A 22609-nucleotide genomic window follows, 5' to 3' on the forward strand; every position below is an offset into this window, starting at 1 on the left:
GAGAATATCTATGTCGATTCAGGGCAGGACAGCGCTCGTCACCGGCGGATCGCGCGGCATCGGCTCGGCCATCGCCAAGCGGCTGGCGGCGGATGGCGCGACTGTGGCAATTACCTATGCCGGCAACAAAGCCGCCGCCGACGCTACCGTGTCAGCGATCGAGAGCGCGGGCGGCACCGCCTTCGCCTTCCAGGCCAACGCCGCCGATCCCGCCTCGCAGCGGACGGGCGTCGAACAGGCCGCCGCCGCTCTGGGCGGGATCGACATCCTGGTCCACAATGCCGGCGTGGCCGAATTCTCTTCGATCGCCGAGGATACCGACGAGACGTACGATCGTCAGTTCGGCGTCAATGTGAAGGGCCTGCACGTCGGCACCCGCGCAGCGCTGCCGCATCTGCGGGACGGCGGCCGGATCATCCTGATTGGCAGCATCTCGGGCGAAATGGCCTTCCCCGCGACCACCGTCTACAGCGCGACTAAAGCGGCGGTCGCGGCGTTGGCCCGGGGCTGGGCCAAGGACCTCGCCCCGCGCAATATCCTGGTCAACACCGTGCAGCCGGGACCGATCGACACCGACATGAACCCCGCCGACAGCGAATTCGCCGGGCAGGTGCTGCAGGCGATCCCGCTCGGCCGCTATGGCAAGGTCGAGGAGATCGCGGGCGCGGTCGCCTTCCTCGCCGGGCCCGATGCGAGCTACATCACCGGCACGACGCTCAACATCGACGGCGGTGCAACGGCCTGAAACCGGTGGTCGGCCAGCCTTGATGGTTGGCCCCGCTGAAGTGCGGGCGAGTATGACGCGGACGTCTGTACCCGATACTCGCCCATCCCTCGCGGTGATGACCGAGGCCATGTGATTTCGTCGCGCACCGCTGTTATTGCGACGGCGGGCCGCGTCGAAATCATATCCAAGCCCCCTCCCCCGTGGCATGTGGCGGACACGTACGGCGTGCGCCTCGTTTACAGGCGACATTGCCTGCAAAAGCCGGAGCGCGTCCCATCTTTAATGTCGTCTTTGCCGTACCGGCGCTGATCGTCCTGGCGCGCTGGCTCTGGCCCTTGCCGTTGCCGCTCTGGGCCAAGATTCCCGCAGGCATCCTGATGCTCGCGGCGTCGCAATTCCATTTCTGGAGTCGACTATCGTCGGGTTCGGTCTTCGCGCCCGAGTTCCCGCGTCTGGTCGTGATCCTCTTCAACTGGGCGTTCGGCGCGCTGGTCCTGCTTGCGGTGCTCCAACTGGTGATCGACGTGGGAGCACTGTTGACCATGCTGGTAAGGCGGGAGGCGATCCGGGAACCAGACGCGCTGCGCTACACCATTGCCGGCTTGGCCGCGGTGCTGGCCGGGATCGGGGTCGCCAACGCGCTGCGCGTTCCGCCGATCAAGGACGTGACGGTGGCGATCCGCGACCTTCCGCCATCCTTCGACGGATATCGGGTCGTCCAACTTACCGACTTGCATATCAGCCGCCTCTTCACGGCCGATTGGGCGCAGGCCGTCGTCGATAGCACCAACGCGTCCGGTGCCGACCTGATCGTCGTGACCGGCGACTTCATCGACGGATCGGTCGAAATGCGGCGCCATGACGTAGCGCCCCTGCAACTGCTGCGCGCGCCGGACGGGGTCTACGCCATCCCGGGCAATCACGAATATTTCTTCGATTACGGCGCGTGGATGCGGCACCTGTCGGGCATGGGGTTCCGCATGCTGCCCAACGCGCATGCGGCGATCGAACGCGGCGGCCGACGGCTGGTACTGGCCGGTGTCACTGACCTGTCGGCACCGAGCGTCGGCGCGCCCGGACCCGACCTTGCTCTCGCGCTGAGAGGTGCACCCGCCAAGGCGCCGATCCTTCTTCTCGACCATCAACCCGGAAAGGCACGCGATGCCGCCGCACGCGGTGTCGCGCTTCAACTGTCCGGACACACCCATGGCGGCATGATCGCGGGACTCGACCGGATCGTCGCGCGGGCCAATGCCGGGTTCGTGTCGGGACGGTACGAAGTCGGCGGCATGACGCTCTACGTCAGCAACGGCACCGGCTTGTGGCCGGGCTTCGCGCTCCGGTTGGGCGTGCCGTCCGAAATCACGCGGTTCACGTTGCGGCCGATGAGATAAGTTTGCAGGATTTGGCGGCAAATATCGGGAGACAGGATTCCTGACCTATTTCTTCCGCGCGCTAAGTCATTGCTTTTTCGTCACCGTGCAACCCGCCTATCAGCGAGTTGCACATTGAGGGGTACAGCAGGGGGCACACGCAAACAAGTGCTGGAATGCTACGCAGCGGATAACCGAAGGCGGCACGAAGACCCATTTCCGGTCGTTCAGCGGCATTGTTCTTCCTCCCGGACGCGGACGTTTGTTCATCTCGCAGGTATGAAACGAGGGCAGATGGTGAACATGCACCGGATGACCGGTCATTCCTCACGCAGACAATCTGACGCGGGCTTTTGACACGGCGAACCTAGCAGAAAACAGCCACTCGCGTGCTGGTGTCACAACCGAACGGTTGTGACACCGGCAGATCAGCCACTCGCTTCTGCACTGACCCAATTGCGGCCGTTCAGGCTGCCCCACCTGCTCCCCAAACTCCGCCATTCATTCAGGTTCTGAACCAGGTTTGCAGGCTCAGCCACTCCAGGTACAAAAACCGAAAAATCTGGGGCAAAGACACCGTTCCGATGCCTCCGATTAATAATCAGTTAGGGGCATAACACAACGCTTAGGACACGCCCACGCAGTGTGCCGGCACAATTATAACTTAGCCAATCCGGATAAATCAACCTAAGGTGCAACGATAGGAAAATCGTTAATTATACTGCTTGTGCAGTATTGCTTAATCTGAAAATATGATAATCATAGCGAATCTATCAGAGATTATGGCTGATACGGCAAAGACGACTGATGAAGTATGATACGCACCTTGCCGTCCTCGCATTCCTTGAACACAAAGCTCTTGTTCACGAAGATGTGGCTGTCGTCCTGACCGATGAAATGCACATTGCACTGCACGATCGCGAGATCGCCATGCAGGATGAAGTCCTCCTTGCTGTACCATACCTTCACCCAGGGCTTCAGCTTGAACCCCGTGTCGTCGGGAAATTCGTCGCTTCCGCCCACAAAATAGGCCAGCGCGCCCTCCTTCGTCGGCCGGAAGGTCCGGGTGCCGAAGGTCAGGGTCGGCTTGAACAGCACCTTGCCGGCGTCATAATCGTAATGGTCGGTCAGTACCTGCGCCGCGACGGCGCGCGGATCGGCGCCGTCGGAATGGGCTTTGCCGACCGCGACGACATTGTCGCACCAGGTCTGCAGGGCTTTGTGGACCATCTCTTCGGTGAACATGGCAATTGATCCTTGTTGTTATGAAATTTCACCCGCGTTTGACGGGACGGAACGGTCATGAATTCGGGCGGTGCTCTACCGACGCACCATCGGCGCATGTCCCGCACAGGCCACCGGCCTCCACCGGGGCCGCGGCCAGTCGGAACCGCCGACCGGTCGCATCGCTATGGATCACGCGCAGCGCCGGGTTCTCGACCAATTGCACGCCGTGGCATTCCAGACAGACCAGGCACAGGTCTGCCGATGCCGGTCGCGGGACATAGGCGCCCAGCATCTCGATCCGCAGCACGCGCCCCTGACGCACCAATCGCGCGAGCGTGCGATACACTTGCGCAGGCACGACACGCCGTCCGTCCTGGCTGGCCTGCCCGGCAATGTCATAGGCACTGAGCGGGCGAGCCTCCCCGGTGAGAATGGTGCAGATCAGTTCGTCGATCTCACCAGCGCGACGACGTGGGAAAGCGGCAGCTTGATGAATCATGCTGGAAGGTCCGCAGCGACCTGCTCGACCAGTCCCTGCAACTGCACGTCGCTCAGCCCCATCGTCATCAGCGCCAGCGTGCCGCGCAGTTCTTCGGGATCGATCCGGCGGGTGATGAACACCATCCGCGTGCGCCGGTCCTCCGATGGCCACTGCTCCAGCTCGACCGGCGGATGAAAGACATGCTGCACCCCGTGGACGATCACGGGGGCGTGGTGCCCCGCTAGGTTCACGATCCCCTTTATCCGCAGCACATCGTCGCCTTTGAACATCGTGAGCAGCCCCAGCCACCGCTCGAACGCGAGCGGGTCGAGCGGCGTGTCGAAGGTCAGGCAGGTCGCGCGGATGCCGTCGTCATGACGGTTCACGTCGTGATGGTGGTGGTGATGGTGTCCAGCGTGATGCACTTCCTCCGCCAGCCAGCGGCGCACGTCGTCGCTCTTGCTGGCTGGATCCCATAACCCAACATTGAACAACAGCGACGGGTCGACCGCTCCATCGGTCACGGCGATGACCGGCGCGGCCGGATTGAGCGCGGCCAACCGGCCCAGGATCGCCCCCTGCCCCGCTGCGTCGACCAGATCCGTCTTGGTCAGCAGCAGACGATCGGCGACCGCCGCCTGCTTCACCGCCTCCGGCTGCGTATCGAATGTCGCCATGCCGGTCGCGGCGTCCACCGTCGCGATCACCGCGTCGAGCCGGTAGAGCGCCTCCAGACGCGGATCAGTCATCAGGGTGTGGAGGATCGGCGCCGGATCGGCCAGCCCGGTGGTCTCGATCACCACCCGATCGAACCAGCACTGCCCGTCCCGTGCGAACCGCCACGGCGCGTCGCGCAGCGTCCGCGACAAGTCGCCGCGGATGGTACAGCACAGGCATCCACCCATCATCTCGACCACCAGATCGTCGTCCGAGCGGGCGACCAGATCATGATCGAGCCCGACTGCCCCGAATTCGTTGATGATCACCAGCGCCCGCGCCATGCCCGGCGAGCGAACGAGATGGTTGAGGACCGTCGTCTTACCGCTGCCGAGGAACCCGGTCAGCAACGAGACCGGAATACGCGCGCCCGCCCCCCGCCAGAATGCCGCTCATGCCTGTTCCTCCATCGCGCATGCGGGGCGCGCGGGCGTCCGGTGCGACAGGGCCCGCCAGTTGCCGACATGGGCCACCGCAAGCAGGACCGCACCCACGCTGCTGATCGCCCGCTCCACCGCTTCCGAGTCGACTGCGAACGCGCCGATGCCGAGCAGCGTCAGACCGATCCCCGCTCCAACCAAAGACCACCGCAACCCGTGACGCCGATGGCCAGGAGTCATCGCCAGCGCGCTGGTCGGCAGTGCGAGGACGAAGGCGAAGGCGTGAAAGCTCTCGGGCACTGCCAACATGGTCGCCAGCACCGGCAGCGCCACCAGGATTGCGGGCAGAACGAGGCAATGGAACAGACACAGGACCGAAGCGGTCACCGCGACCCCATCGAGCCAGCGCGGCGGGCGATCGCCCGTGATCGGGGAGCTACTGGACATCGGCTGAAACTCATGATTATGTAATGTTGTAACGTATCTCATTGGATAACTGACATGGCAAGCCATTCGCTGCACGACACCCGCCTGCCAGTGACGGTGCTGTCCGGTTTTCTGGGGGCCGGAAAGACGACGCTGCTCAACCACATCCTCGCCAACCGCGAGGGGCGGCGCGTGGCGGTGATCGTCAACGACATGTCGGAGGTAAATATCGACGCCGACCTGGTGCGGGGCGGAGAGGCCGCACTGTCGCGGTCGGAGGAGGCGCTGGTCGAGATGACCAACGGGTGCATCTGCTGCACACTGCGCGACGACCTGTTGGTGGAGGTGCGGACGCTCGCCGAGGCGGGGCGGTTCGACTATCTGGTGATCGAGAGCACCGGCATCTCCGAACCGCTGCCCGTCGCCACCACCTTCTCGTTCCGTGACCAAGACGGGGTATCGCTGGGCGATGTCGCGCGTCTCGACACGATGGTGACGGTGGTCGACGCGGTGAACCTGCTCGCCGATTATTCTAGCCAGGATTTCTTGGCCGACCGCGGCGAGACGATGGGTGAGGACGATACCCGCAGCCTGGTCGGCCTGCTGGTCGAGCAGATCGAGTTTGCTGATGTGGTGATCGTCAACAAGGCGTCGTCGGTGTCCGCCGAGCAACTGGCGGTGGTCAAGAAGCTGGTCGCCAGCCTCAACGCCGATGCAGTCATCGTGCCCGCCGATCATTCGCGCGTCGATCTGGATCTGGTGCTCGCTACTGGCCTGTTCGACGAGGAGAAGGCGTCTCGCCACCCACTTTGGGCCAAGGAGCTGTACGGCTATGCCCATCATCAGCCCGAGACCGAGGAATATGGGATCGAGAGCTTCGTCTATCGTGCGCGGGCGCCTTTCGACCCGGCGAAATTCCATGCCTTCCTGACCGATGGCGGGCTCGACCATGTCGTGCGGGCCAAAGGGCATTTCTGGCTGGCGACCCGACCCGACTGGGTCGGCGAATTGGCGGTGGCGGGCAGCCAGACCGAGACCGCGCGCATGGGCCGTTGGTGGGCGTCGATCCCGAAGCACCAATGGCCCGATGACGGCCGGTTCGAGGAATTCGTCGCCAAGCACTGGGACATGATCTGGGGTGACCGGCGGCAGGAACTGGTGTTCATCGGCATCGGCATGGACGAGGCGAGAATTCGCACGCGGTTGGACGCCTGCCTCGTGCCCGCCGCTGCCTTCACTCCAGCGCTGTGGACGGGCCTGCGCGATCCGTTCCCGACCTGGGCCGAGCGCCGATTGGAGCCGGCCGAGTGACCCTTGCCATGCTCGATGACATCGTGGCGTTCGGCCATGGTCGTGCTTCGCTCGACGCCATTGCCCGGCCCCATGCCGCCCTGGCCATCTGGTGGCGATCGCTGCCTGATGCGCTACGTGCCGCGCTGGCATACCTCGACCTCGACACGGTCGATGATGTGTCGCTCGACCTTGCCGACGAGGAACCGATCGATAGCGCACTTGCCGACGCGGGCTATGCCGATCCGGTGGCGACGCTGCTCGCCGAGGATATCAGATTGTTGGTGGCACGCCATGCCGCGCTGACCGGCGAGGATCGGTTGCGGCTGCGACTGGAAGTGATCGAAACCGATGCCTGCCGCCGCTTCCACGCCGACTCCGTGACGCTGCGGCTGTTGTGCACCTATGTGGGTCCGGGCACCCAGTGGTCCCGGATTGATGCCACCGATGCGATCTGCGAGGTGCCAACCGGCGCGGTGGGCGTGTTTAAGGGGCGGTTGCTGCTTGACCCGCCCACCATTCTCCACCGCTCGCCGCCAATCAGCGCGACCGGCGAACGCCGTCTCGTACTGGCCATCGATCCGCCGGCCGGTCGGCTCATCGCGTAACGAACAGACACGGCTTTACCGTCGGTGATTATTACTTGCGGCAAAGAACGTTAGGAAGACCCACAACCGGTCATTCGGACGAATGCGGCAGTCCCCCGGAAGCGGACGCTCGTTAATCATTGCCTGATAACTGCACAGGTTGCCAAGCAGGTCTGACGTGACCCCCGTTTCTTCATCCATCTGGAAGTAGAGACCGGCCCTTGAAGGGACGGACGGAATGAAGCGGAAGCAGTTTTCGGAAGAGCAGATCATCGGCATCCTGAAGGAGGCCGAGGCGGGTGCGGTGGTGACGGAGCTGTGCCGCAAGCACGGGATGTCGAGCGCGACGTACTATGCGTGGAAGGCGAAGTTCGGCGGCCTGGAGGTGTCCGACGCAAAGCGCCTGCGGTCGCTGGAAGAGGAGAATGCCCGGCTCAAACGGCTTCTTGCGGACACGATGCTGGACAACGCGGGGTTGAAAGACCTGCTGTCAAAAAAGTGGTGACGCCCGCCGCGAAGCGACAAGCGGTCGCCCATCTCCAGGCGACGTTGGGGATGAGCGAGCGGCGGGCATGCGCAGTTGTCGGAGCGGATCGCACGAGCATGCGGTATCGCTCGTGCCGGGCAGATGATGGCGACCTGCGGTCGCGTTTGCGTGAGCTGGCGCAGCAGCGTCGGCGGTTCGGCTATCGACGGCTGCACATCCTGCTGCGCCGGGACGGCATCACGATCAACCGCAAGAAGACCCAGCGACTCTACCGCGAGGAAGGGCTGACGGTCAGGCGCCGGAAGGGACGAAGACGCGCGGTTGGCACACGGGCGCCCGCGCCGGTGCTGGCGCTTCCCAACCAGCGCTGGAGCCTGGACTTCGTGCACGACCAGCTCGTCACTGGCCGACGGTTCCGCGTGCTCAACATCGTCGACGACGTCACACGCGAGTGCCTCCGGGCGGTGGTGGACACGTCGATTTCGGGCCGGCGGGTCGTGCGCGAGTTGACCGATCTGGTCGCCGAACGCGGCAAACCGACGATGATCGTCAGCGACAACGGGACCGAACTCACCTCGAACGCGGTGCTTGCCTGGTCCGGCAACATGGACATCGAGTGGCATTACATTGCGCCGGGCAAGCCGACCCAGAACGGGTTTGCCGAGAGCTTCAATGGTCGCATGCGCGACGAGTTGCTCAACGAGACGCTGTTCTTCACCATCGGCCAAGCCCGCTCGATCCTGGCGCGCTGGGTCGACGACTACAACACCGAGCGGCCGCACTCGTCGCTGGGCTACGCTACCCCGGCTGCGTTCGCTGCCGAGCTCGAACAGCAACGGGCGGGGTTAACCCCGCCCGTTGCTTCAACTGCGCTCATGCGCAACAACACCGGTCGGTCTCTGGTCGCAGCTGGGTGAAAGACTGGGGTCACGTCAGGTCGTGCAACGCCACCAAGGGGAAGATCACACCAGCTTCAGCCCCCGTTTTGAGTTATAGAGCCTTGGGGAGCACATCACTATGAACGGTAGCGATCAGCGAACGTGACAGCGATAAGATCCCGTTATCGACGGCGTGGTAGTGGACCGTCGCCAGTCCGACGACAGCCGCGAGCGAAGCAAGAATTATTAAGTCAATGATCGACAAATCGACACCGGTTTCAATGATCTAGAAATTAGCAGTCGATACTACCTGACGACAGGGCAGTTTTATAAAAGCATTCTATTTCTGTTTTGACGCGATCGCTCAATCGGGCCAGGATCGAATTTGCAGCGGCGGAAAACCCCGGCATATCGTTGGCGATACGGTTTTCGATCCAATGGTCCAGGAAATCACTCCAATCGGCCTTGAGCTGTAGAAGAGCGGCCTCACCCTCGACCCAGGTCTCTCGCCATGGATCGGGTAATATTTCCAGGCGTGTATGCTGGATGACATCGGACTCTTCACGCAGATGCTTGCGGATGACGATGGCCAGGGCATCGAGCTGTACTGAGATGTCGTGAGGCGATGCAGGCTCTTCCTTCAAATCGTTCAACAGGGTCGAGATGCTCGACTCGATATGAACATGGTCTTCGACCAGCCGGGCAAATCCAACGCGCTGCGAATTGGAATATCGCTTAGAAAACATCGGGCATGTTTTCACGTGTCATGGCGATTTCCTTGCCTAGGAAAGGGAGGATCTGCTGGGACATGGGCTTGCCGTCGCCATTCGTGGCAAGCCCCATGCCCTATCGGGTCACCCCGGAAAATGAATGCCGCAAAGCTTGTTGCCGTCCGGATCACGGACATAGGCCAGTTCGATCGTTCCCATGGATGCCGTATGACGAGGACCGGGTGGCGCTTCGATAGACGTACCCCCGGCTGCCACGGCGACGTCGTGGAATTTCTCGACCTGCTCGGGCGAGTCGCACTGGAAGGCGACCGTGCCGCCGTTCGAAACGGTCGCCGGTTCATCATTGATCGGCTGCGTGACGATGAAGGCGGTTCCGCTCTCGCCCCGATAGATCAGGCGGGTGTGGCCGCTATCGGCCACGTTCCGCATCGGCTCCCCGATGCCGAGCGTTCCCAGCACAGTATCGTAAAAGCGCTTCGACCGTTCAATGTCGTTCGAACCAATCATCGTGTGAAACAGCACGTATCGTCTCCTACCGGGGTGCCAGGGGCCTGCGCAACAGACTGCCCCACCGTCGCGTGGATAGAGCGACCACCTGCCGCCCCATCCCATGTCATGATCCGCCCTCGTTTATGGCATCATCACCGTATCGATAACATACACGACGCCGTTCGACTGCATGACATCGGCGGTGGTGATGCGGCCGGTATCGCCCTTGCCGTCCATGATGGCCCAGCCGCCCATCGCCTTCTTGAACATGATCGGCTCGCCCTGAACGGTGATGTAGGTCGCCGTCCCGCCATTGGCCTTTGCCTTGGCGGCAATATCCCGGGCGGTGATCCGGCCGGGTATGACGTGATAGGTGAGGATCGACGTCAACTTATCCTTGTTCTCGGGCTGCACCAAGGTGTCGACGGTGCCAGCGGGCAGTTTTGCAAACGCCGCATTGGTCGGCGCGAACACGGTGAACGGGCCCGGGCCGGAAAGCGTGTCGACGAGGCCGGCCGCCTTCACCGCGGCGACCAAGGTGGTATGGTCCTTCGACTGCGAGGCGTTCTCCACGATCGTCTTGGTGGGGTACATCGCCGCACCGCCGACCATCGGGTTGCGCGGGGCAGCATCGGCGACAGCGCCGACGGTGAGCGCGACAGCCATCATCGCACCACGGATCATCAGGGTCATCAGATCTCTCCAGCCGCATGAAGCGCGGCTTTCGGATTACGTCGCCAACAGCCCGTTGGACGCAGTGACGCAACGCACCTCCTTAAATTTCGGCAAGCTTACCCGCAGCCACCACCGGCCCCGTCGGTGTTGATTTGGGCGATCCCCCTAGCGGCTCGATGGATATCGCCAAGGTGGTCCCGGGAACGACCGTGACCTGCGGAGCGATCTTCAGGGGAGCCCCGCCTTCATGACGGAGCAGACCTGCTGCGTGGGGAACGCCGTCGCCCCCGATCGCCCATAGCTGTGCGTCCTGCCCGCTCTTCACGGACGGCGCGTCACGCAGCTTCAACGTGCGAGTCGCTGGATCAAAGAACGCCGTGATCGGCGCGGCACGCTCGGGGGTGAGGACGGCGAAGAGCAAGGGAGCAGGCTTGGCGGCACGCGGTGCAGCGGCTGGCGTATCGGGACGGATTACCACGACCGTCAGCAGGATCGCGGCCGCCAGACCGGCCAAACCGGCAATCGCTCGCCAGGGTGCCGTACGGTGATTGTCGTTGTCGCCGAACGCCAGGATCCGGCGTTCCAGATCGGCGCTCGGCGCGATCGGCTCGACCTCAATATACAAGGCAGCCAGATGCCGCCTCCACCAGGCGACGCTGCGCGCAAAAGCGGGATCGTCCAACGCCCGGCGCATTGCAGCGGTGCGCTCGTCGCCATCAAGGACCCCAAGTGCCAGTTCGGCGGCAGTCAGATCGGTCTCGTCAGATGTCATCGTCGAGACACTCCTTGAGCCGTTCGAGGCCACGCCGAATCCGGCTCTTCATGGTGCTCGTCGGAACCCCGCGGACATCGGCAAGCTCGGCATAGGTAATGCCTTCGAAAAAGGCCGTCCGGATGGCGTCGCGCTGCGTTTCGCTCAGGCGGTCCATGCAGCCGTGAAGTTTGCGCTCCTCTTCGTCCAGCAGCATGCTTTCCAGTGCCAGGCGCTCCGAAGCCGCGGGTTCGGCGACATTGTCTAGCGGCGCGGTCGGGCGCCGACCCAGGGCGCGGTGATAATCGATGGCCCGGTTGCGGGCTATCGTGGCCAGCCAGGCGAATGGACTGGTCTGCCCCGGCTCATAGGCACCGGCGCGCCGCCAGATGATCGCGTAGACCTCTTGCAGAACGTCCTCCGCCGCTTGGCGCTCGCGACATATACGAAGGCAGATACCGAAAAGCTTCGCGGACGTGAGGGCATAAAGTTGGCGGAAGGCGACACGATCCTCGCGCCCGGTGGCGATCAGGGCTTTGACAAGCTCCTGCCGAGCGTCAGGTTGGTTCATTGTCACCGTTGACGGGATACCGAAGCGCTCATCGGCACGCAACGGGGCGGGTCCGAACGGGGATGCGGTTCGGGGTCTGATCGTGCGCGACGTCATTCGCATTTGTGCTGACGCCCGTCGACGCCAAACCAAAACGCCGCGTATCCCAACCGGTCGGGTAGCAGGGTGACCCAGAACCGGTCATTCACACCACCTCCCCCGCTTCCCAAAGTCAGCCATTCGTTCATGTCGATTTTTGAAGCAGTAGAGCCCAGCTCAGCGATATGGGCGCCGCAGATGGTTGGCGTATCAAGGTCCAGATTGAGCGTTACTACCGGAGCTCAGCTTACTAGCGTTTAAGATGACAGGTGCTGAGCCAGGATCAGTCCGCCGATGATGATCAGGACAAAGCCGCCTAGGATGCCAGCGTACCGACCCAGGTAGGGCCCAATATGCTTGCCCAGCATAACGCCGATGGTCGCCATCAACGTCGTCGTTCCACCAATGACCATGCAGGCAGCCCAAATGTTGACGTCCATAAGGGCAAGGGTCACACCGACGGCCGCCGCGTCGACGCTCGTTGCGATTGCTGTCGCAGCAAGCCGCAGCATGCTGGGCTTAGTCTCGCTGTCAATTTGGGCCGCATCGCCTTCACTCGTCCAGGCTTCCCGGATCGTATATGCACCAACGGCAAACAGTAGCGTGAACGCGACCCAATGGTCGTAATCGGCAATCCAATCATTTAGCGCAAAGCCAAGCAGCCAGCCTAGCGCGGGCGTCAGAGCTTCGAAAAAGCCGAACACGATGCCGACTTTAACGGCATCGCGAAGGCGGGCTCGTCCTTCGGTCGCCCCTTTGCCCAACGCCGCAGCGAAGGCATCGACAGACAGGCTTGCGCCCAAAGCGCCAAGCGTCATTATTCCGGGCATCACGTCATCACTCAGGGCCAGCAAACCAAACGATGCATGCACCCGTGGCCACAAAGCGGAGTGCTGCATCATTGGTCTCGCCGGGCAGGACGAACCTGCTGCTGCCGCCACGAGCCGATGGCTCAAGGATGTTGACGGCAACCCCACTACTGCGGGTAGCTACTCCCCAAGGACGAAGCCCAATATCTGGTGATTTCCGTTGCCACCAGATGATAAATGCGATCAATTTGATCCGATTGATCGAGGACGGCACGTCCTCTTCGCCTTATTGGGGGGGATCGCGAGATTGACGGGCGTTGCAAAACGTATCGATCGTTGCGAACCTTGCAAATCGGGCTTCAGAGGAAGTCGCGCTGCTCACGCAGATGTCTACGGGGCGAGTTGGGCGGAAGCAGCCATCCCGCCCCACCGCAACGACGACCCATTCCCGAACGTTCAGGCGGCGTAGAGCGCCCCCCAACTTCTGACGTTCATTCAGGTTTGGCTCCGAACCCGGATGTGCAGTGCAAGCGCCTTCCCTGCGCTGGCTGCAACGCGATCAGTCCCTGTCAGCCTTTTGGCATCGGCAAGAGAATACGAAATAGAGATCGGTCGTTGGTTCTTTGATAGTTGGCATCTCCGCCATGTGCACGGGCGATAGCCTGAACGACGGAAAGGCCCAGTCCCGATCCCCCGGAGTTCTTTGTACCGCGTGCAAATTGGTGAAAAGCGCTTCTCTCAAACTCGGGTGGCAACCCCGGCCCTTTGTCCGCAACGGTGATGACCACCTCACTCCTCGTGAATTCAACCGCGAGCCGCAAAGTACAAGGCGACGCATGGCGACGCGCATTGTCGACGAGGGCGACCACCGCCTGTCGGATACGCGCCGCATCGGCCCGGACGACGCCAGCCTCCAACGTCATTTCCAGTTCGAAACCCGCTGGCGACAGCATGGATGACAGGATCGGTCGCATATCCTCCAACTCGGCAGCCAGATCGACGTCCCCGATCACCAGCTCCAGTCGCCCGCTCTCAGCCAGGCTGACGCTGCGCAGATCCTCGACCAGCCGGGTCAGGCCCTCGACCTGTTTCATCAGGCCGACGACCAGTGCGTCATCAAGCGGAAAGACGCCGTCCTTCGCGCCTTGCAGCCGCCCGCGCAATATGGTCAGGGGGGTGCGCAATTCGTGCGCGATCTGGGCATTCCACAGCTTCACATCGTCCGACATGCGTTGCAGCCGGTCGGCCATGGCGTTGAAATCGGCGATCAGCAGCGCCGCCTCGCCATGCGCGGTGCGTACCGGCGCGATGCGGGTAGTCAGGTCGCCGTCGGCGATCCGACGCGCCGCCTCGCCCACTGCGCCGAGCGGCTGCACAATACGCCGCGCCAGCCGGATCGCAACTGCCAGCGCCAGCGCCACCCCGACGACGCAGGCCGCGAGGGTGATGCCGACATCCAGACCCGTGGTGTCCGCCACCCCAGGCGGCAGCGGCGCAACGATACGGAGCCGCTCCAGCACGGCATAGACGATGTAAAAAGCGGCCGTGCTGACCGCGACCGCGACGAAGGCCAGCGCCGCCATCGCGATCGACAATTGCCGGGTCAGGCTGTTCCGGTTCCTCATCCGCGCGACCACAGCCGGTATCCGACACCTCGAACGCCTTCGGGCATATCGGGCACGCCTGCCTGATCCAGTTTGCGGCGCAGCTTGCTGACATGACTGTCGACCGTTCGGTCGAGGGCATCCGATCCGGGCAGGCAGGCGTCGAGCAGTTCGCTGCGGCTGAACACCCGGCTCGGCGTGCGGGCCATATGGGCGAGCAGGCGGAACTCAGTCAGGGTCAGCGCCACGTCGCCGCTTTCCGTGCGGACCATGTGCGCGGTCGTGTCGATCTCGACCGGGCCGACACGCAGCACGCCGTTCGCCCCGTCGCCGCCCGCGCGCCGCAACACCGCCTTGACCCGCGCCACCACCTCGACCGGGTTGAACGGCTTGACGACATAATCGTCAGCCCCGATGCGCAGCGCCTGGAGCTTGTCGATGTCCTGGTCCAGCGCGGTGGTGACGACGACGGGCGTATGGCCCCGCCGCCGTATTTCGGAGAGCACGCCCCAGCCGTCGACCAGCGGCATCGAGATATCGAGCAGCAGGATGTCGGGCTTCAACGCGAGATGCAGGTCGAGCGCGGTGCGCCCGTCACCGGCATGGACGGTTCGAAACCCTTCGCGCTCCAGATAGGCGCGGACGATTTCGGCGATATCGCGATCATCCTCGGCGATCAGGACGAGCGGGTTCATGCGGCGAGTCCATTGAGCATAACGCCGTTCCTATCAGCGGCGCAGCGCACGCCGCCAGCCCGCCTCCACAAAGCCTCCACACAATCTCGACGCAGGCGCAACGACCCGCACGGATAGGTGGCGGCATGATGGGTCGATCTCTTTCTTGCCGCGCGCTCCCCGCCCTGCCGATCGTCATGGTGATGACGGCCTCGCTCAGCGGCTGCTCCGCCGAAGCCCCCGCCGCCCCGGCGGACCCGGTTACGGTGCTGACCATGCGTGTCGCGCCGACCGAAGTCACCGCCGCTGATGAGTTGCCCGGTCGTGTCGTGGCATTTCGTACAGCGGAAATCCGCCCGCAGGTCGGCGGCATCATCCAGCGTCGCCTGTTCGAGCAGGGCGCGACGGTGCGCGCCGGGCAGATGCTGTTCCAGATCAGCCCCGCCCCCTATCGCGCCGATGCCGACACCGCGCAGGCAACCGTGCAAAAGGCCAGCGCCGCCTATGCCCGCGCCCGCGCCCAGGCCGATCGTCTGAAGCCGCTGGTCGCCGCCGATGCGATAAGCCGCCAAAGCTATGACGATGCCGTTGCCGCACGCGAGCAGGCGGCCGCCGAACTGGCCGAAGCGCGCGCCACCCTTCGCCGCCGCCGGATCGACCTGGACTTTTCGCGCGTCACCGCACCGATCGCCGGACGCATCGGATCGGCCAATGTCACCGAGGGCGCGCTGGTGACGGCGGCCGATGCTACCCCGCTGGCGACGATCCAGCAGATCGACCGGGTCTATGTGGATGTCCGGCAACCGGCCGAACGCTATGCCGAATTGCGCGCGCAGAGTGCGGCGGCTGGGCCGGTCGAGATCCTCACCCCTTCGGGACGGCACCATCCGGTGCAGGGGCGCATCCTGTTTTCCGGGATCGCCGTCGATCCGGGCACTGGCGATGTGCTGGTCCGGGTCGAGGTGCCCAATCCCGGCGAGCGCCTCCTGCCCGGCATGTTCGTCCGCGCTCGCCTGCCGCGTCCCAGAATGGCCGCCGCGCTGACCGTGCCGCAACAGGCCGTGACCCGCGCGGGTGACGGCTCGGCGCAGGTCAGTGTGGTCGGTGGACAGGACCGGGTGCATCTGCGCCGCGTCACGCTCGGCCCGTTGGTCGATGGCCGCTATATCATCCAATCGGGGCTGCGCGCGGGCGAGACCGTGATCGTCGAGGGGCAGGACCGCGTCCAGCCCGGCACCCCGGTCAACCAACGCCCCTGGCGTGGCGGGGCGGCGAGCTGAGCCGTGGCGCAATTCTTCATCAACCGCCCGATCTTCGCCTGGGTGATCGCCATCGCGATCGTCCTGATGGGCGTCATCGCCATCCCGCAAATGCCGGTCGCCCGCTTCCCCAGCGTCGCGCCGCCGACGGTCAGCATCTTCGCCACCTACCCCGGCGCCACGCCGCAGACGCTGAACGACAGCGTCGTCTCGCTGGTGCAGCGCGAGCTGTCGAGCGTGAAGAACCTGCTCTATTTTGAAAGTTCGGCCGACACCTCGGGTTCGGCGACGATCACCGCGACCTTCCGTCCCGGCACCGACCCGGAAATGGCGCAGGTCGATGTGCAGAACCGGCTGAAGACGATCGAGCCCCGCCTGCCGCAGGTGGTGCGCCAGACCGGCGTCACGGTCGAGTCCGCCTCCTCTGGCTTTCTGATGATCGTCAGCCTGTTGTCGGACGGGCGTCAGGATGAGGTCGAACTGGCCGATTACATGACCCGCAACATCGTCGACGAGTTGAAGCGCATTCCCGGTGTCGGGCGCGTCCAGAACTTTTCGGCCGAACGCGCGATGCGCATCTGGATCGATCCGGCCAAGCTGGCAGGATATGGCCTGACCGCAACCGACGTGACTGCGGCGATCGCCGAACAGAATGTCCAGATCGCCCCCGGCTCGCTTGGCGCCGAACCGACCGCCAATGGCCAGCGCGTGCTGGTCCCGCTGACCGCCGACGGACAGCTCAAGACGCCCGAGGATTTCGCCGGTATCATCCTGAAGGCCAATAGCGACGGGTCGTCGGTGACGCTGGACAAGGTCGCCCGCATCGAGCTCGGGCGACAGAGCTTCGGCAACGACACGCGCGAGAACGGCAAGGCGGCGGCTTCGGTCGGAATCCAGCTCACGCCCGGTGCCAACGCCGTCGCGGCGTCGAAGGCGGTACGCGCACGGATGACCGAGCTGGCCCGCGCGCTACCGTCGGGGATGAGCTGGTCCGCGCCGTTCGACACCGCGCCGTTCGTCCAAATCTCGATCGAGAAGGTTCTGCACACCCTGGCCGAGGCGATGCTGCTGGTCTTCCTCGTCATGTACCTGTTCCTGCAAAAGGTCCGCTACACGCTGATCCCTGCGATCGTCGCGCCGATCGCGCTGCTCGGCACGATCGCGGTCATGCTGGCGAGCGGTTATTCGATCAACGTGCTGACCATGTTCGGCATGGTGCTGGCGATCGGCATCATCGTCGACGACGCCATCGTCGTCGTCGAGAATGTCGAGCGGCTGATGCACGAGGAAAGGCTCTCTCCCGCCGACGCCACGCGCAAGGCGATGCAGGAAATCACCCCTGCGATCATCGGCATCACGCTGGTCCTCTCAGCGGTGTTCATTCCCATGGCGCTGGCGGCCGGGTCGGTCGGCACCATCTATCGCCAGTTTTCGATGGCGATGGCCGTGTCCATCCTATTCTCCGCCTTCCTCGCCCTTACCCTTACCCCGGCTCTGTGCGCGACGCTGCTCAAGCCGCTGGACGCTGAACGACCCAAGAACCGATTTTTCACCTGGTTTGATCGTCAGTTCGACCGCGCCACGCGCAGCTATCAGGGCTGGGTCGCGACGCTCCTGAAGGCGAGCGGGCGGATGATGCTGGTCTTCGTCGCCATCATCGGGATGCTCGCCGTCGCCTTCGTCAACCTGCCGTCGTCCTTCATGCCCGAGGAGGATCAGGGCTATTTCATGACCAGCTTTCAGCTGCCCGCCGATGCCACCGCCTCCCGCACGCTGACGGCGGTCAAGACGCTCGAGAGGCACATGGCCACTCGCCCTGGCGTCGAGACCACCGAGGCGATCCTGGGCTTCGGCTTCTCCGGCTCCGGTCCCAATGCCGCGATGGTCTATACGATGCTGAAGGACTGGAAGGACCGCGACGGCACCGATGTGCGCAAGGAAGTCGCCGCCGCCGATGCCGCAATGGGCAGGGACGTGCATGAGGGACTGGTAATGAACGTCATGCCGCCCGCGATCGATGAACTCGGCACGTCATCGGGCTTCGCGCTGCGGCTGGAGGACCGGTCGGGCAAGGGCCGCCACGCGCTGTTCACCGCCCGCGACATGCTGGTCGCCTATGCCCGGCGCAGCCCCAAGCTGACCGGCGTCTATGCCGAGGGGCTGCCGTCTGGGACCAGCGTTCGGCTCGACATCGACCGGGCCAAGGCGCGTGCACTCGGCGTGTCGTTCAGCGCGATCAGCGACATGATCGGCACCGCGCTCGGCAGTAGCTATGTCAACGACTTCCCCAACAAGGGCCGGTTGCAGCAGGTGATCGTGCAGGCCGAGCCGGCGCACCGCATGAACCTGGACGACGTCATGAAACTTCGCGTCAAGAACGCGACCGGGGGCACCGTCGCGCTGGCCGAGTTGGTCACGCCGGTATGGAGCAATAGTCCGCTTCAGCTCTCCACGTATAATGGCTACCCTTCCGTCAGCATCACCGGAACCGCCGCGCCCGGGGTTTCCAGCGGCGATGCGATGCGCGAGATGGAGCGGCTGGCCGCCGAACTGCCGCCCGGCTTCGGCATCGAATGGACCGGACAGTCGCGACAGGAACGTGAGGCGGGGGCGCAGGCGCCGATGCTGCTTGCCCTGTCGATGCTGGTCGTCTTCCTGGTGCTGGCGGCGCTCTATGAAAGCTGGTCGATCCCGATGGCGGTGATGCTGGTCGTGCCGCTCGGCCTGATCGGCGCGGTGTCGGCGGTGATGCTGCGGGGCATGTCGAACGACATCTTCTTCAAGGTCGGCCTGATCACCATCATCGGCCTCAGTGCCAAGAACGCGATCCTGATCGTCGAATTCGCCAAGCAATATCGCGAGGCGGGAAGCAGCCTGGTCGACGCCGCCATCACAGCCGCGCGGGTGCGCCTGCGCCCGATCGTGATGACCAGCCTGGCCTTCACGCTGGGCGTGGTGCCGCTGATGCTGGCGGGAGGTGCAAGCGCCGAAACGCAGCATGCGATCGGGACCGGCGTGTTCGGAGGGATGATCACCGGCACCGTGCTGGCACTGATCTTCGTGCCGACCTTCTTCGTGGTCGTGGTGGGGTTGGCCGAGCGCTGGCGCGCACGCCGGGTGAAGGAGGCATGACGATGCGATACCTGCCACTCACCCTGTTGCTGGCGACCACCGCCTGTTCGATGACGCCCCGCTTGGCCCTGCCGACCCCGCCGGTCGCCGAAGCCTATCCGGCGCCGAGCGGCACCGAAGCCTTGCCCGAATGGCGCGGTATGTTCGGCGATCCCCGGCTGCAAAGCCTGATCGCACTGTCGCTCGACGCCAATCGTGACCTGCGTATCGCTGCATTGAACGCCGAAGCGGCGCGAGCCCAGGTACGGGTGCAACGCGCCCAGTCGCTGCCGGGCGTCAATGTCGACGCGGGTTATACCCGACAGCGTCAGCCCTCGAGTGTCGCTGGTGCGGGCGTCGGTCTATCCCCCGGAAGCGGAGCGACCGGTTTCGAGTTCGGCCAGTTCAGCGCACAAGCCGCGCTGACCAGTTTCGAGATCGATCTGTTCGGCCGCCTGCGCGCCATGAACGAAGCGGCCTTCCACCGCTGGCTCGCGACGGTCGAGGCCCGGCGCGCGGTGCGTCTGGCCGTGATCGGCGCGGTCGCCGATGCCTATTGGAACGAGCGACTGGCGGACGAGCAACTGGCCTTGACCCGCTCGACGCTGGCCGACTGGCGCGCCTCGTTCGACATCACCCGGCTGCGAAGGCAAGCAGGCCAGGCGAGTGGTGCCGATCTGGCTCAAGCTGAAGGGCTGGTTCGGCAGGCGCAGGCCGATCTGGCACAGCGCGAGCGCGAACTGGCGCAGGCGACCAATGCGCTGACACTCGCGGTCGGCGCATCTCTGCCGAGCGACCTGTTGCCCCCCACGCCGCTCATGGATCAGCCGATCCACACCGCGCTGGCGGCGGGAACGCCCTCGGACCTGCTGGTCCGCCGCCCCGACATCGCGCAGGCCGAGCAGGACCTGCGCGCGGCTAATGCCGATATCGGCGCGGCGCGTGCGGCCTTCTTCCCGCGCGTGTCGCTAACCGCCGCTTTCGGTTTCGCCAGTCTGGCGCTCGAGAGTCTGTTCCGGGGGGCGAACCGGTCCTGGTCCTATTCGCCCGCGATCAGCCTGCCGATCTTTCTTGGCGGCGAACTGCACGGCAATCTCGACCTCGCCCGACTGCGCACCTCGACCGCCGTCGCCACCTATGAAAAGGCGATCCAGACGGGCTTCCGCGAAGTCGCCGACGGGCTTGCGGCGCAGCAAACCTATGGAAAGCAGCTGACCGAGCAGCGTGCCGTCGTCACCGAGGCGGAGCGTCGCGCCACGCTGACCGACCTCGCCTATCGCGCGGGGCAGACCAGCCGCCTGGAATTGCTCGACGCCCAGCGCGCAATCTACGCCGCGCGCCAGACCACCCTGATCGTTCGGCGCGATCAACTGACCGCCGCCGCCGCGCTCTACCGCGCGCTCGGCGGCGATACCGAAGCCCAGGGAACGCTGCGATGAACCGCCGTGACCGCTACACGCTGCCGATGCGACTGCTCCATTGGACGCGCGCCGCGCTGATCCTGGGGCTTATCGCGCTCGGCTGGACGATGACGTCGCTGCCCGACAGCACCGCCGCCAAGTTCGAATGGATGTATCCCGTCCACAAGGAATTCGGCGTGCTGGCCTTCTTGATTGGCGCCATCGCGCTGATCGTGCGTCGCGGTTCCGCCCTGCCCCATCATCCCGCCGGACTGGCGGCGTGGGAGATCATCCTGTCGAACATGGTTCAATATGCGATGCTGGCGCTGGCGATCGTCGTGCCGCTGATGGGCTATGCCATGTCCAGCTCGTTCACGCAGAGCGACGGCGTGCCGTTCTTCGTCACCGACCTGCCCGAACTCCTGCCGGGGAACGACCACGCCTTCGCGCTCTTCGCTGTGGCGCACAAGACGCTGGCCTACACCCTGCTGGCGCTGGTCGTGCTGCATGTCATGGGCGTTCTCAAGCACCGTTTCCTCGATCGAGGCCGGGCCGCCGACGTCCTGCGCCGGATGCTATGAGCCGGACCATTCCGATGGAGCAGGGCTCAGCGGGCGTGGACCCCGGTCCCGGCTGGCAGTGGCGCTTCTGGTCGATCTTTGCCGGACAGTCGCTGTCGCTGATCGGCTCGGCGATGACGCAGTTCGTGTTGATCTGGTGGATCACCGACACGACCGGCGACCTGGGTGTGCTGGCAACCGCCGGGCTGGCCGCGCTGCTCCCCCAGGCGCTGCTGGGGCCTGTTGGAGGCACATTCGCCGACCGCTACAGCCGCCGGATGCTGATGATCGTCTCCGACCTCATCTCGGCCTTGTGCATCGTGATCCTGATCGCCCTGTTCCTGAGCGGCCATATCGCCCTGTGGCACATCTATATGGCGATGTTCGTTCGCAGCGCGGCCACCGCCTTCCAGTTGCCTGCCGCCGCGGCCAGCGAGGCGATGCTGGTGCCGCAGCATTTCCTTCCGCGTGCCGCCGGACTGAATCAGACGCTTATGGGCATTGTGACGGTCGCGGCCGCGCCGCTGGGAGCCCTGGCGATCGCCGTAATGCCGGTCGGCATGGCTTTGTGGATCGACGTCGGCACGGCGCTGCTCGGCATCACGCCACTCTTGATCTTCACGATCCCGCAACACTGCACCTCCGACGGCACGACCGGCCTATTGGCCGAGTTTCGCGAGGGCATCGGCGTCGTCTGGCAGAGCAAACAATTGCTGCGCATCTATGCGCTGCTGACCGCCGTGGTGCTGGTCATCATGCCAACGTTCACGCTGTTGCCGCTGCTGGTGAAGCAGCATTTCGGCGGTGGGCCGGCCGAGGTCGCGATCCTCGAAAGCATGGGCGGGGCGGGCATGATCGCGGGCGGCGTGATCGTCGCGGTCATCGTGCCACGGCGGCTGGTGTCGTGGATCCTGTGGGGCTTCACCCTGTCCTGCGCGACATTGGCCCTGACTGCGCTGGTCCCGCCGGGCTTGTTCTGGCTGGCGGCATTCTTCTGGGCGTTGAGCGGCGTTACCTTCATCCTGGGCGATGCCCCCTTCACCGCCCTGATCCAGACCACCGTGCCCAACCAGCTTCAGGGACGGGCTCTGGGCCTGCTCGGTACGCTGATGGGTCTGGCCGCGCCGGTCGGTCTGCTTGCCGCCGCACCGCTTGGAGCGTTGATCGGCGTCCGTTGGCTTTTCGTCCTGACTGGCGTGTTGGGTACGATGGCCAGCGTGGCTGCGTTCCTCTCTATTGAACTGAGAAACGCTGATTGAAGCATCCCTCGTCAGCTCGATGCGGAGAGACCCAGAAGCGGTCGTTCGCACGCGCCTTCTCGCTT

At 64.4% G+C, this 22609-nt stretch carries 22 protein-coding genes and 1 riboswitch; of the genes, 10 read left to right on the plus strand and 12 right to left on the minus strand.

What is annotated here, in order from left to right; translation table 11 throughout:
• Positions 1 to 10 precede the first annotated feature (10 nt).
• Positions 11 to 745: a 3-oxoacyl-ACP reductase family protein gene (locus ACQHGV_RS08085; RefSeq protein ID WP_440977790.1), complete on the plus strand. Its 735-nt coding sequence runs from the start codon at positions 11 to 13 to the stop codon at positions 743 to 745.
• A gap of 230 nt (positions 746 to 975) precedes the next feature.
• The gene (locus ACQHGV_RS08090) at positions 976 to 2121 is read left to right on the plus strand and encodes a metallophosphoesterase (protein ID WP_440977791.1); all 1146 of its coding nucleotides are present in this window, start codon (positions 976 to 978) and stop codon (positions 2119 to 2121) included.
• A 759-nt stretch (positions 2122 to 2880) separates the two neighbouring features.
• Here the strand turns inward: ACQHGV_RS08090 and ACQHGV_RS08095 are convergent.
• From ACQHGV_RS08095 to ACQHGV_RS08110, 4 genes are read right to left on the minus strand one after another with little or no spacing between them, the layout of a single operon-like run.
• The gene (locus ACQHGV_RS08095) at positions 2881 to 3345 is read right to left on the minus strand and encodes a hypothetical protein (protein WP_440977792.1); all 465 of its coding nucleotides are present in this window, start codon (positions 3343 to 3345) and stop codon (positions 2881 to 2883) included.
• Positions 3346 to 3400: 55 nt separating this feature from the next.
• Positions 3401 to 3826, minus strand: a complete 426-nt coding sequence (locus tag ACQHGV_RS08100; RefSeq protein ID WP_440977793.1) for a Fur family transcriptional regulator — start codon at positions 3824 to 3826, stop codon at positions 3401 to 3403.
• On the minus strand, positions 3823 to 4875 hold the full coding sequence (locus ACQHGV_RS08105; RefSeq protein WP_440977794.1) for a CobW family GTP-binding protein: 1053 nt from the start codon (positions 4873 to 4875) through the stop codon (positions 3823 to 3825). Before ACQHGV_RS08105 ends, ACQHGV_RS08100 begins: the two co-directional genes overlap by 4 nt.
• 42 nt (positions 4876 to 4917) lie before the next feature.
• On the minus strand, positions 4918 to 5352 hold the full coding sequence (locus ACQHGV_RS08110) for a MerC domain-containing protein (RefSeq protein ID WP_440977795.1): 435 nt from the start codon (positions 5350 to 5352) through the stop codon (positions 4918 to 4920).
• Positions 5353 to 5406: 54 nt separating this feature from the next.
• Between ACQHGV_RS08110 and ACQHGV_RS08115 the strand changes: the two genes are divergently transcribed.
• The 3 genes from ACQHGV_RS08115 to ACQHGV_RS08125 all read left to right on the plus strand — a co-directional run bounded on the left by ACQHGV_RS08115 (position 5407) and on the right by ACQHGV_RS08125 (position 8612).
• Entirely contained in the window at positions 5407 to 6642 is a 1236-nt protein-coding gene (locus ACQHGV_RS08115) for a GTP-binding protein (protein ID WP_440977796.1), read from the plus strand.
• 8 nt (positions 6643 to 6650) lie between these two features.
• Positions 6651 to 7229 carry a DUF1826 domain-containing protein gene (locus ACQHGV_RS08120; RefSeq protein WP_440977797.1) on the plus strand — a complete coding sequence of 193 codons (579 nt, stop codon included), beginning with the start codon at positions 6651 to 6653 and terminating at the stop codon, positions 7227 to 7229.
• 217 nt (positions 7230 to 7446) lie between these two features.
• Positions 7447 to 8612 (plus strand): IS3 family transposase gene (locus ACQHGV_RS08125; protein ID WP_440977798.1). Its coding sequence is split into 2 segments (ribosomal slippage): positions 7447 to 7699 and positions 7699 to 8612, totalling 1167 coding nucleotides; the frame shifts between segments, so codons are not numbered across the junction.
• A 254-nt stretch (positions 8613 to 8866) separates the two neighbouring features.
• On the opposite strand, the gene ACQHGV_RS08130 is transcribed toward ACQHGV_RS08125, so the two are convergent.
• From ACQHGV_RS08130 to ACQHGV_RS08165, 8 genes are all read right to left on the minus strand, one after another.
• Positions 8867 to 9319 carry a hypothetical protein gene (locus ACQHGV_RS08130; protein ID WP_440977799.1) on the minus strand — a complete coding sequence of 151 codons (453 nt, stop codon included), beginning with the start codon at positions 9317 to 9319 and terminating at the stop codon, positions 8867 to 8869.
• 108 nt (positions 9320 to 9427) lie between these two features.
• Positions 9428 to 9826 carry a VOC family protein gene (locus tag ACQHGV_RS08135; RefSeq protein WP_440977800.1) on the minus strand — a complete coding sequence of 133 codons (399 nt, stop codon included), beginning with the start codon at positions 9824 to 9826 and terminating at the stop codon, positions 9428 to 9430.
• Positions 9827 to 9934: 108 nt separating this feature from the next.
• Entirely contained in the window at positions 9935 to 10486 is a 552-nt protein-coding gene (locus ACQHGV_RS08140) for a fasciclin domain-containing protein (protein ID WP_440977801.1), read from the minus strand.
• Positions 10487 to 10568: 82 nt separating this feature from the next.
• Positions 10569 to 11240: an anti-sigma factor gene (locus tag ACQHGV_RS08145; protein WP_440977802.1), complete on the minus strand. Its 672-nt coding sequence runs from the start codon at positions 11238 to 11240 to the stop codon at positions 10569 to 10571.
• Positions 11230 to 11832 (minus strand): sigma-70 family RNA polymerase sigma factor, encoded by a 603-nt coding sequence (locus ACQHGV_RS08150; RefSeq protein ID WP_440977803.1) that lies wholly within the window; start codon positions 11830 to 11832, stop codon positions 11230 to 11232. Before ACQHGV_RS08150 ends, ACQHGV_RS08145 begins: the two co-directional genes overlap by 11 nt.
• 293 nt (positions 11833 to 12125) lie before the next feature.
• On the minus strand, positions 12126 to 12740 hold the full coding sequence (locus ACQHGV_RS08155; protein ID WP_440977804.1) for a manganese efflux pump MntP: 615 nt from the start codon (positions 12738 to 12740) through the stop codon (positions 12126 to 12128).
• Positions 12705 to 12888, minus strand: a riboswitch (yybP-ykoY riboswitch). Its footprint overlaps the gene before it by 36 nt.
• Before the next feature lie 358 nt (positions 12889 to 13246).
• Positions 13247 to 14314, minus strand: coding sequence for an ATP-binding protein (locus tag ACQHGV_RS08160; protein ID WP_440977805.1), 1068 nt, complete (start codon positions 14312 to 14314; stop codon positions 13247 to 13249).
• Positions 14299 to 14976: a response regulator gene (locus ACQHGV_RS08165; RefSeq protein WP_294269412.1), complete on the minus strand. Its 678-nt coding sequence runs from the start codon at positions 14974 to 14976 to the stop codon at positions 14299 to 14301. Before ACQHGV_RS08165 ends, ACQHGV_RS08160 begins: the two co-directional genes overlap by 16 nt.
• Before the next feature lie 176 nt (positions 14977 to 15152).
• Here ACQHGV_RS08165 and ACQHGV_RS08170 point away from each other — a divergent pair, with 176 nt between their 5' ends.
• The 5 genes from ACQHGV_RS08170 to ACQHGV_RS08190 are packed head-to-tail and all read left to right on the plus strand — an operon-like array spanning position 15153 to position 22544.
• On the plus strand, positions 15153 to 16235 hold the full coding sequence (locus ACQHGV_RS08170; protein WP_440977806.1) for an efflux RND transporter periplasmic adaptor subunit: 1083 nt from the start codon (positions 15153 to 15155) through the stop codon (positions 16233 to 16235).
• 3 nt (positions 16236 to 16238) lie between these two features.
• Positions 16239 to 19346, plus strand: a complete 3108-nt coding sequence (locus ACQHGV_RS08175; RefSeq protein ID WP_440977807.1) for a multidrug efflux RND transporter permease subunit — start codon at positions 16239 to 16241, stop codon at positions 19344 to 19346.
• On the plus strand, positions 19343 to 20764 hold the full coding sequence (locus ACQHGV_RS08180; protein ID WP_440977808.1) for an efflux transporter outer membrane subunit: 1422 nt from the start codon (positions 19343 to 19345) through the stop codon (positions 20762 to 20764). Before ACQHGV_RS08175 ends, ACQHGV_RS08180 begins: the two co-directional genes overlap by 4 nt.
• Positions 20761 to 21306 (plus strand): cytochrome b, encoded by a 546-nt coding sequence (locus ACQHGV_RS08185; RefSeq protein ID WP_440977809.1) that lies wholly within the window; start codon positions 20761 to 20763, stop codon positions 21304 to 21306. Before ACQHGV_RS08180 ends, ACQHGV_RS08185 begins: the two co-directional genes overlap by 4 nt.
• The gene (locus ACQHGV_RS08190) at positions 21303 to 22544 is read left to right on the plus strand and encodes an MFS transporter (protein ID WP_440977810.1); all 1242 of its coding nucleotides are present in this window, start codon (positions 21303 to 21305) and stop codon (positions 22542 to 22544) included. Before ACQHGV_RS08185 ends, ACQHGV_RS08190 begins: the two co-directional genes overlap by 4 nt.
• Positions 22545 to 22609: the final 65 nt, after the last annotated feature.

This window comes from Sphingomonas pseudosanguinis, from assembly GCF_052056765.1.
GTDB classification, from domain to species: domain Bacteria; phylum Pseudomonadota; class Alphaproteobacteria; order Sphingomonadales; family Sphingomonadaceae; genus Sphingomonas; species Sphingomonas pseudosanguinis.